This window comes from Citrobacter sp. Ce006 (assembly GCF_030336535.1).
GTDB classification, from domain to species: Bacteria; Pseudomonadota; Gammaproteobacteria; order Enterobacterales; family Enterobacteriaceae; genus Citrobacter; species Citrobacter europaeus.
Window position 1 is genome coordinate 1 of the sequence record NZ_JAOWDO010000011.1, and the last position, 302, is coordinate 302.

The following is a 302-nucleotide window of genomic DNA, read 5'->3' on the forward strand; positions in this document are numbered from 1 at the left end:
TCCGCAGCGTTCACCGCACAGCGTACAGTGGTGCCATCGGGATAAGGCTTGTCTTTAATGGCATAGCCGCGAAAAAAGGTCAGGCCCACATCAAACCCGGGTGAAGGACGATAACCTCCGCGGCGGACCTTCATATATTGCCCATTATCGTCATCCAGAATGACACCCTTCTCCGGACCCTGCGGATCCTGGCGCGGAGATTTCGCGTAATAGTCCGGGTCATACCAGTCGCTCACCCACTCGTAGCCGTTCTCTGACATGCCGTACAGCCCGCCGGGGGTCGGCGGATAACGATCGACGGC

Annotated in this window: 1 protein-coding gene; it reads right to left on the reverse strand. The window is 58.3% G+C overall.

Annotated features, from left to right (window positions below; genetic code table 11):
• A partial coding sequence (locus OGV94_RS00050; protein ID WP_286522104.1) for an SUMF1/EgtB/PvdO family nonheme iron enzyme occupies window positions 1-302 on the reverse strand: 302 nt, incomplete at both ends.